The sequence below is a fragment of the Nodularia sp. UHCC 0506 genome (genome assembly GCF_034931045.1).
Lineage (GTDB): Bacteria > Cyanobacteriota > Cyanobacteriia > Cyanobacteriales > Nostocaceae > Nodularia.
This window is the reverse complement of the sequence record NZ_JAYGHH010000009.1, coordinates 49,324-58,317: the sequence shown is the minus strand read 5'-3', so window position 1 is coordinate 58,317 and position 8,994 is coordinate 49,324. Positions and strand designations below refer to the sequence as shown.

Genomic DNA, 8,994 nt, shown 5'->3' with positions numbered 1-8,994 from the left:
ATTTGATATAGCATACGCTATTAAGACATTGAAATAAACCAAACGTTAATCAAACTCAAAAAATATCCTCATAGATATCTGTTATCGTTAGAGATAAATAGACGCTAATTAAGAGCCTGAATGGAATTGTCCATTACTAGGAGAGATTCAGGCAGAAGGAATTTCATTTATTATTGGCAAATTATGCTGGATTGACTGCGGAATATTTAAGTGCAGCTTGGCATTACTACGAACAAAATCCCGAACAAATTGATTGAGAAATTGCTCAAGATGATTTAGTTTAATGGCATATTTTTACATTACTTTTAGTGTTCAAGGAGATGTTGTTTTATGTCCAATTTACGGAGTAACAACCCGTGTTTGAGCTTGTGAGCGAGATTGAGGTTTATTTTTGACTACGATTTCCACGTCTCGACCCAAAGCATTCAAAAAGCGAAATAATCGCACAGTTGAAAAGCCCGATAACTTACCATTGATTAAGGCAGATATTTTAGGTTGGTCAACCCCCAAAAGTTCTGCTGCTTCAGCCTGCGACATCTTTTGCTGAGTAATAATTTTGCTGATTTTACGAGCAAGTTCTGCCTTGACAAGCAACTCATCAGGGTTTTCTAAACCTAAGTCAGCAAAGATATTACCACTGCTGGCTTGCACTTTAATTTCCTGATTCATCCCTTACTCTCCTTTGTTCTGTTTGCTGTAGTTTTCCAAATGATGAGCCTTTGCTCGTTTAAGCCTATAGCGCCAGCGAAAAACATGAAGCGATCGCCTACTCATGATAGATATTGATTAGTCAAGCTGACTTATCTAAATAATATCAATATGATTCAACAAATATATACAGCAGATATCTTAGTTGTGGGTGGAGGAACCGGAGGAACAGCTGCGGCTATCCAAGCGGCGCGACGGGGAGCAAAAACTATCCTGGTGAGTGAATTTCCGTGGTTAGGGGGAATGCTCACCTCTGCTGGAGTATCTGCACCTGATGGTAATGAGTTAGTCGCATTTCAAACCGGATTATGGGGCGCATTTTTACAAGAATTACGGCAACGTCAACCATTCGGCTTAAATAATAGCTGGGTGAGCTTTTTTAGTTATGATCCCCGTATTGGAGCCGAGATTTTTGCAGACTGGGTGCAGGAGTTAACAAATCTGCATTGGATTTCTGGACAAGTGCCTTTAGAAGTGTTGCAGCAAGAAAATTGTATAACTGGTGTCAGGTTTGCAGACTTCACCGTTACAGCCAAGATTATTCTTGATAGTACAGAATTAGGCGATTTATTGGCTTTGGGGGAAATACCTCACCGTTGGGGCTGGGAATTGCAATCTGAGTGGGGAGAAATAAGCGCCCCCGCAGATTTTAATCTGCTCACACAAAGTTATCCAGTGCAAGCCCCGACTTGGGTCGTGGTGATGCAAGACTTTGGTGAAGATGTTGCTCCCGAAATTCCACCAGCGCCTAATTATGATCCGAGTCTGTTTGCGGGTGCGTGGGATAACTACGGTGCAGAAAAATTTTTGAATTATGGACGCTGGCCAGGAAATCGATTTATGATTAATTGGCCGATCTGTGGTAATGACTATGGCGAAGGTGTAGGACGATTAATTGAGTCAGAAGTAGCCAAACAAGAATTTTTACAAGAATCTCGCTGGCATAGCCAAAATTTTGCCCATTTTATCCAAAAAAACTTGGGTAAGCGCTATGGTTTGGCTGAATCAGTTTTTCCTTGTACAGCTGCTGCTTTTGCATTGCATCCTTATTACCGTGAGAGTCGCCGCTTGGTGGGACTAACTACTGTGCGAGAACAGGATATTTTGCCAATGGCTGGGGGTCAGGTAGCATCTCTGTTCCCTGATGCCATTGCTGTGGGTAACTATGCCAACGATCATCATTATCCTGGTTTCGACTTGCCACTGCAACCAAAATCAATGCGTTGGGGGGGACGTTGGACTGGTACACCTTTTACTATTCCTTACCGTTCTCTAATTCCTGTGGAAACAGATGGTTTTTTAGTTTGTGAAAAGAATATTTCGGTATCTCATATTGCTAATGGTGCAACTAGATTACAACCTGTAGTTATGGGTATTGGTCAAGCGGCGGGAATGGCGGCGGCTATGTGCATTGAGTTGAACTGTCAGCCAAGGGATTTATCTGTCAAGGAACTACAAAATGCTTTGTTAAAATCTTTACCAGATCCTGCGATGCTTGTACCTCTATTTAACTTAGATATCTCAACCCAAAATCCGGAATGGCTAAATTCGCAAGTGTATTACTTAAATAACCCGCAAGCCTATCCATTAAATGGCAATTACCCTAGCTCATTGCTTAATACGTGTAATTACTTAAAAGAAGACCAAGCATTAACACGTAAAAGCGATTGTTTTACAGGGATTTTCCGGCGGATAAATCAGCAAAATTACTGTTTCACTATCACTGCGCCAGCGGCCTATGATGGTCAAACTTGGCAGCTTGTAACTTTGCGATCGCATATACAAGAGCAACTAAAAGCGGCTGTGCATGAGCAGTTGCTGACTATTTGGGGTCACTTAAATCATGCTGGTCATTGGTTATTGGCTGAAAATGTTGAAGTAGCGTGAAAGTAATTTATTTTCAGTAAAACAGACTACTTTTTGATCATTTTTCCGGATATGCTAGATAAAGATCCGTAGCAATAGATAAGAGAGTTCTAAAATAAACATCTGTTATGCGAGCTACGATTTCACTTTTAGTTTCGAGTTTGGTTTTCAGTTCCTTAGCTTTTAACTGCCCAGCAAAGGTAAATCGCTTATCACAGATGTTGCTATCTACTTCTAGTGTGCAACAGTTGCCCTTGGATTTATCTATGTATCAAGTACAACTGAGCGAGTCAGAAGGCCCAATGCTACATCGTGGTAGTGGACGAATCAATTTCATCAAAAGTTCTGGCAGTAATGCTTAACCTCTAGTGAGGATATCTCTTCGTGTCGTGTTTTTTTTAAATCAGCAGTTGTTTAATTGTCAGGGAATCAAGTACTGCCTCTCTAGCAGAGATATAAAACTGAAATATTAACGGTACATTTGCACCCAATCAACACTGTTGCATCCCTAATCTCATTAAATCTCAATTATCAGGCGATGGCTTTCCGGCCTTCGGTACGCGCATATTCCATGCAATGATGTGATGAAACGCTTATATAAAGAGAGTGACTCTGAATATTCAGAGTCACTTTTAAATATCTAACCTAAAAACTGGCAACTTTCACAATCTGCCAATATGAAGGCGTGACAGTTTACTTTTTAGCTTCAGCGATGGGAACCCACTCAGTATGGAATGTTCCTTCCTTATCAAGACGTTTGTAAGTGTGTGCGCCGAAGTAGTCGCGTTGTGCTTGGGTCAAGTTTTGAGGTAGGCGATCGCGGCGATAGCTGTCAAAATAATCCAAAGATGCACTAAAAGCAGGAACTGGAATTCCCACTTTTGCTGCTGTCATAATGACTTCCCGCCAAGCATCTTGTCTGTCAAGAATAGTTTGCTTAAATTCGGGAGCTAGTAGCAAGTTAGGCAATGCAGGATTTTCGTTAAAAGCCTTCTTAATCTTATTCAAGAAGCCAGCCCGAATAATACAACCACCTTTCCAAATCCGCGCCATTTCACTCAGATTCAAATCCCAGTTGTAGGTTTTGGAAGCTGTATATAACAGTGCCATACCTTGAGCGTAAGAACAGATTTTGGAGCAATAAAGAGCATCACGAACCTTGTTAATAAAGTCCTTGACATCGCCATCAAACTTAGCGCTAGGGCCTGTCAAGCTCTTAGATGCTGCTACCCGTTCATCTTTAATCGAAGACATAATCCGGGCATTAACTGCGGCGGTAATTGTGGGAATGGCTACACCCAATTCCAAAGCAGTTTGCACAGTCCAACGACCAGTTCCCTTTTGACCGGCTGCGTCAACAATTAAATCCACCAAGGGTTTTTTGGTTTCAGGGTCAACGTAAGGGAAAATATTCGATGTAATCTCAATCAAAAACGAATTGAGTTCATCTGTGGTGTTCCATTGCGTGAACACTTCATGTAGCTGAGTTGCATTTAATCCAGCCACATTTTTGAGCAAATCGTAGGCTTCTGCAATTAACTGCATATCGCCGTACTCAATACCGTTGTGTACCATTTTCACATAGTGACCAGAACCACCAGGGCCAATATAGGTGACACAAGGGCCATCATCGACTTGGGCAGCAATTTTGTTGAAAATGGGAGATAGATACTCATAAGAACTGGGAGTACCACCAGGCATGAGTGAAGGGCCATTGAGCGCACCTTCTTCACCGCCACTGACACCCATACCCAAGAACCGCAATCCAGCAGGTTCTAATTCCTGAGTACGTCTTTCTGTATCTTCAAACCAAGAGTTACCACCGTCAATAATGATATCGCCTTCATCTAGCAAGGGTTTGAGTTGGGCAATCACCGCATCCACTGGCTTACCAGCTTGCACCATCACCAGAATTTTGCGGGGACGTTCCAATGATGCGACAAATTCCTCTAAGGTAAAGGCGGCTTTGACGTTCCTTCCTGGGGCGCGTTGCGCCATAAACGCATCCGTTTTTTCTCTGGAGCGGTTATAAACTGCAATTGGGAAGCCATTACGCTCAACGTTGAGCGCTATATTTTCGCCCATTACGGCTAATCCAATCACACCAAAGCTTTGTAGTGTCATAAATTATGTTTGGCTAACTCTTGCAGATCCTTTTATCTTTAGGGTAGACCGAGATTTTGGCTTCTCTCCTAAAGAAGACCTTAAGACTTGAATAAACTGCAAAAATTTACAATTAGCACAAAGAATTAATTGTGGCAAGTTTTAGTATGGGATTAATTTCTTGCAAGATGATATTTCCGGTGTGATTTTGATGGCGTTGCTGTTTGCGATCGCCCAAGGCGGGGCTTTGCCCATCGCACCTACGTTAAAAACAGTGTGGATGCTTCTCTTGCCCCCATTCTCGCTCAAACAGCCGGAATTTTCTTTTTTAAATCTATCTTATTTGCTACTTTTTGTTACATATTTTCACGGAATTTTGAGTCAGCAGTTACAGATTTTGTCAGGAGGATTGAAAAACCCCCAGATCCGATGTTGACTGTGGCTAGTATTGGATTTATTGTTGCGGCGATCGCTGGTTTATTAGGATTTTCGGTGGCTATCGGAGCCTTTTTTGCTGGACTTGTGTTTAGCCGTGATCCAGAAGCCGTCAAATTAGATACTTCTTTCACCACACTTTATGAATTTTTCGTTCCGTTTTTCTTTATTGGCATCGGTTTGCAAATCGAGCCTCATGCCTTAACAACGGCTTTCGGTTTGGGTAGTGCTTTGTTGATTGTAGCCGTATTGGGTAAAATTATTGGTGCTGGTGTACCTGCGGTATTTATGACCGGATGGGTTGGAGGGATATTACTAGGTGTCAGCTTGGTTCCCAGAGCCGAAATCACCTTAATTATCATGCAACGAGGTCTGTCATTGGGGAATTGGGCAATTTCTCCACAGGTATTTGCTGCTATGGTTGCCGTATGTGCTGTGACTAGTATCGTCACTCCCCTCATTCTGCACCGAATGCTGGAGCAGTTGCCGCAAACACAACCAGAAGAATCATGATAATTAATTATCGCATTTGCCTACAGCGTGTAAGCTTACGGAGAGTTGAAGGTAACGCAGGGGTGCGATCGCCATAAATTGAGTTTGCTGTCAGAATGTCCCCATTTCGGGGCGAGGTTTAAAGTTCCGGCTTTGTGGGTTGATGGTTGGTGTCACAGGTGTTTTGTCTCGTTTGGGGAGATGGTAGAACATCAGAAGACTATTATGGATACTGAGCGCGTTAGCGTAGCTTCGCTTGCTCCCAAGTTTTAGTCAAAAATTGTGTAGCTAACAGTAATTCTATAACAGGATGCTATCCTAGTACATACGAACTATCTGCTAGGGCAAATAGTCCAAAAAGCGTTAGAGATTGGATAAAAAAACTATAATTAAGCGATCTAAACTTATGAAAACTTTATTGAGGGTTTTTCAAAGCATGATTATTTATATTTATGTTTATACAGTAAATTAATTAGAGCATCTTATGGTAAACAGGAGAGAAGAGTTATGTTGGATAAACTCATAAAATATTTTGTCTACGCAACAAAAGGGTATATTACCAAAACACAGCTGATTAAGTTTTTGTATTTAGCTGATCTTTACTCCATTAAATGGACAGGAAAGCAACTGACTGATCTAGATTGGCGTTATTATCAATTTGGCCCTTGGAATGAGGGTATAGATACTGCTTTAAATCAAATGAATGGGAAAGAGATTATTCAAGAATCTCAGTATAATGCAACATATATTAAACCTGTGAATCAAGCTGCTCAGGTAGATGATTTGCAAATACCTCTCAGCATTAAGTTTGTGCTGGATAATATTCGCAGAGAGTGGGCTGGTGCAGATAAACTAGATCAGCTACTGGATTACGTATATGATACTGCTCCAATGCTGGAAGCAAAAAACACTCATAAGCCAGAAGAAAAAGTTAAACTTAATTTACAGGCAGAAAGAGAAAAGTTAGTTAGTGAATTAGGGTTGTAAAGTGGCTGGACAAAGACCTAAACAGGGTTGGATCTATTCCATAAATCCCTACAGGGTATCTCTTCGTTGCAAACTGGGTCATGTTCATATTTATAATTTAGATGCACCAGGTGAAGTAGAATGCCAAACTTGTAGTGAAGATATTAATTCAAGCAGGGTTTTTAGAGGAACACATCCCTATATTATTTGGACAAGTGATCAATTTCAAGATGAGTCTGGATATATAGCAACTTATTCCGTTATTCCTCTGACTTCACAAACAACATTTAATGGTTTACCAACCACATATCCAATTAACTCTACAATTAGAAATAGGCTTGATAAAAATTCTTATGCTTTAGTTCATCAAATATGTACTGTTGATGCTAATTGCTTCAAAGATTCATCAGAGAATTGGTTAAATCGAATTGGACAATTAGATAAACCAGATAGAGAGGCTATAGAAGAACGATTAAAGTATTTTTTGGATATTCAAGATAACCCTAGTGAAGACTGGTTTGTTCAAAATGCTTCTCCAGAACTTTTGAAAAAAGTTTTTGATTATCTACCTGAAGATACAAAAAAATTGGCGGTAGAAGAATTAATTAACAATTTAGGCTCATAATAAATAGGACATTTAACGTTAAAAACTAATCATTTATGTAATATTATACATTTAGCTGGTTTCCAAATTAGACCTAAATATAGGTTAGTTTGAGGTTTTGAGAAACCAAACTTTACCCAATATTTGGTTTGCTTCGTTGGTTTGCGCTGCGCTTAACCCAACCTACTTCTAGACTTTGAAAACACGCCCTAACCGTTGATAAATTTCGTTCAACCATACGGGAATTACAGGCTTACCTGCATCTTTATAAGAAACCTATTCCGCTTTAATATTTAGCAACTTATTTTTCTAGTTTCCAGATTAGTTTTTGTCACTACTAATGTATAATTCTGAATATCAAGATATTTCTGGAACTTAGTAAATTATGAATCCTGATTATGTAAAGCAAGGTTTGGAACACTTCACTGGAGAGTCTATAAAAATTGCTGTTGAAAAACAAGGAACTTCATCCGGTGTTATTGCTGGTGCTACCGCATCTGTTAGCATAAGTGCTTTATGGGCTGTAGCACTAGGTTGTCCTTTAACCATGCCAGTAGCCATTGGTGCTGCTATTGCAGGGGGTTTTTTATTTAGTGGGAAAAAGTCTAAATAGCTTAGAAATTGCGGATTATATAAATTTACCATTAGACAGACATCTCCAAAAAAGAATGTAGAGACGTTGCATTGTATCTGTTTACAAGATTTACAGGAAACGCATATTTAATGTCTGGAGATGTCTATTATCTGTATGAACAAAATTGTGTTGTTTCAGGTTTTTGGACATGAAGTGAGAATAAATCCATAGTATTCTCTGAATAGTTTTCTTACTTGTAAATATATAATTCTTCAACTTGAATAACAGGTTTAGAACGATGAGTTTCTGTTTTAGTATCTATCCATGTATCAAAAATCAAAGCTCCTTGAATGGCAATTAGACTACCTTTGCGTACATCCTTCGCTGCAATTTCCGCAGTCTTTCCCCAAATCATTAAATTAAACCAATCAGGTTTATCATCGTTTTTAATACGATGGTTCACAGCTAAAGATAAATTACAATATCTTATTTTTCCATCTTCACAATATTTAACGTCTGGATCTTTACCTACTCTACCTACTAAATTGACGACGTTTAAACCTAGAATATCTACAGGCTTTTTTTCAGTTCTTTCTATATATCCAGGACAATAATCGATTTTAATATTTTTACCTTGATTATTTTCTAACCATTCAGAACGACAATATTGACATTTAGGACAAATTAGAAAATCACGCTTATTCCTCTTACATATCTTACATATATTATCTTTACCAGGTTCTTCATTCCTAATGATATGAGGATAACCACATTTACCACAATAGGCTAAAATTTTTCTTTTCTCATCATTAGGTTTTTGTTTTTGTCCTTGTAATAATCCTTTACCTTGAAAATGGAATTTTACAAACTCATTTAATTTCAGATTTTCTCTGCGACTATATAAAATATTCAAAGTTTCACAAAAATTTATAATTGTTGGTGATTCTTTAGGAGAATTGGGTAGTTTATCTTTAACAGGATCATATATTTTTAAAGGATGTGGATCTTCATCATAATTTTGGTGAGTATATAAAATTTCTAAATATTTTAAAGGATTATAATCTTGATCATTACTATTGCTACCAATCATACTCAGAAAATGCTTGAGTATAGCTAAAAATATATGAGGTAATTTAATTCGCTTAGGTTCAGTAATATCAAGTTTAATAATACTATCCATAAATTTACATTTCCATCCTGCTAATTCTTCTCTCCAGTTATTAGGTAATTCTCTTTGAGCAGCAAG

Annotated in this window: 9 protein-coding genes; 6 read left to right on the top strand and 3 right to left on the bottom strand. The window is 38.8% G+C overall.

What is annotated here, in order from left to right:
• Positions 1-339 precede the first annotated feature (339 nt).
• Positions 340-669 carry a helix-turn-helix transcriptional regulator gene (locus VB654_RS08495; RefSeq protein ID WP_323213282.1) on the bottom strand — a complete coding sequence of 110 codons (330 nt, stop codon included), beginning with the start codon at positions 667-669 and terminating at the stop codon, positions 340-342.
• A gap of 150 nt (positions 670-819) precedes the next feature.
• Between VB654_RS08495 and VB654_RS08490 the strand changes: the two genes are divergently transcribed.
• Positions 820-2,595 carry an FAD-dependent oxidoreductase gene (locus VB654_RS08490; RefSeq protein WP_323213281.1) on the top strand — a complete coding sequence of 592 codons (1,776 nt, stop codon included), beginning with the start codon at positions 820-822 and terminating at the stop codon, positions 2,593-2,595.
• Positions 2,596-2,702: 107 nt separating this feature from the next.
• Positions 2,703-2,936 carry a heterocyst-inhibiting protein PatX gene (gene patX / locus VB654_RS08485; RefSeq protein WP_323213280.1) on the top strand — a complete coding sequence of 78 codons (234 nt, stop codon included), beginning with the start codon at positions 2,703-2,705 and terminating at the stop codon, positions 2,934-2,936.
• Positions 2,937-3,267: 331 nt separating this feature from the next.
• On the opposite strand, the gene gndA is transcribed toward patX, so the two are convergent.
• Entirely contained in the window at positions 3,268-4,698 is a 1,431-nt protein-coding gene (gene gndA, locus VB654_RS08480) for an NADP-dependent phosphogluconate dehydrogenase (RefSeq protein ID WP_323213279.1), read from the bottom strand.
• Between the two features lie 255 nt (positions 4,699-4,953).
• Here gndA and VB654_RS08475 point away from each other — a divergent pair, with 255 nt between their 5' ends.
• From VB654_RS08475 to VB654_RS08460, 4 genes are all read left to right on the top strand, one after another.
• Positions 4,954-5,625: a cation:proton antiporter gene (locus tag VB654_RS08475; protein WP_323213278.1), complete on the top strand. Its 672-nt coding sequence runs from the start codon at positions 4,954-4,956 to the stop codon at positions 5,623-5,625.
• 486 nt (positions 5,626-6,111) lie between these two features.
• Positions 6,112-6,591, top strand: a complete 480-nt coding sequence (locus tag VB654_RS08470; protein WP_323213277.1) for a type II toxin-antitoxin system antitoxin SocA domain-containing protein — start codon at positions 6,112-6,114, stop codon at positions 6,589-6,591.
• Between the two features lies 1 nt (position 6,592).
• Positions 6,593-7,195 carry a type II toxin-antitoxin system PemK/MazF family toxin gene (locus VB654_RS08465; protein WP_323213276.1) on the top strand — a complete coding sequence of 201 codons (603 nt, stop codon included), beginning with the start codon at positions 6,593-6,595 and terminating at the stop codon, positions 7,193-7,195.
• Positions 7,196-7,559: 364 nt separating this feature from the next.
• Positions 7,560-7,787 (top strand): hypothetical protein, encoded by a 228-nt coding sequence (locus tag VB654_RS08460; protein ID WP_323213275.1) that lies wholly within the window; start codon positions 7,560-7,562, stop codon positions 7,785-7,787.
• Between the two features lie 211 nt (positions 7,788-7,998).
• Here VB654_RS08460 and ssb read toward each other — a convergent pair.
• Positions 7,999-8,994: single-stranded DNA-binding protein (ssb, locus tag VB654_RS08455; protein ID WP_323213274.1), on the bottom strand; the 996-nt coding region annotated here is incomplete at its 5' end.

What these genes read in the sequence shown, in the direction of transcription:
- patX (WP_323213280.1), top strand. Translation starts at nt 2,703, where the DNA reads ATGCGAGCTACGATTTCACTTTTAGTTTCGAGTTTGGTTTTCAGTTCC.
- VB654_RS08495 (WP_323213282.1), bottom strand. Translation starts at nt 669, where the DNA reads ATGAATCAGGAAATTAAAGTGCAAGCCAGCAGTGGTAATATCTTTGCT.
- VB654_RS08490 (WP_323213281.1), top strand. Translation starts at nt 820, where the DNA reads ATGATTCAACAAATATATACAGCAGATATCTTAGTTGTGGGTGGAGGA.
- VB654_RS08470 (WP_323213277.1), top strand. Translation starts at nt 6,112, where the DNA reads ATGTTGGATAAACTCATAAAATATTTTGTCTACGCAACAAAAGGGTAT.
- VB654_RS08460 (WP_323213275.1), top strand. Translation starts at nt 7,560, where the DNA reads ATGAATCCTGATTATGTAAAGCAAGGTTTGGAACACTTCACTGGAGAG.
- gndA (WP_323213279.1), bottom strand. Translation starts at nt 4,698, where the DNA reads ATGACACTACAAAGCTTTGGTGTGATTGGATTAGCCGTAATGGGCGAA.